General features: G+C 60.9%; 1 pseudogene. It reads right to left on the reverse strand.

The window, feature by feature from the left end:
- A pseudogene (locus SB751_RS28795) lies at positions 1–343 on the reverse strand (IS3 family transposase); the annotation flags it as partial.

Raw genomic sequence — 343 nt, forward strand, 5'->3', positions numbered from 1 at the left:
CGCCGTAATTCGCCGATAGCCATACCGGCCCCGGTGGTATGCGTAGATTGCCTGGATGCGTTGCTTGAGTGCGGCGTAACGGTCCCCCGCCCGAAGTACCTTCCGCTGGTAGTAGAAGGTGCTGCGCGCCAGGCCCGCCACGTTCAGCAGGATCGACAATGCATGGTCTTGCCTTAATTCGAGCACTACTTGCGCTTTGCGCGTCGCGTCTGACGTTGCCCCGCCCGAATCAAGGCATCGAGTTTTTTTAGGTAGGCCACCTCCGCGCGCAGGTACTCGTTCTCCTTGAGCAATTGCTCACGGGTACGGCTATCCGGTTCGGCATCTGGCGGCGTGGGTGGGG

Origin of the sequence: Cupriavidus sp. SIMBA_020, from assembly GCF_046535395.1 — a bacterium.
GTDB classification, from domain to species: domain Bacteria; phylum Pseudomonadota; class Gammaproteobacteria; order Burkholderiales; family Burkholderiaceae; genus Cupriavidus; species Cupriavidus campinensis.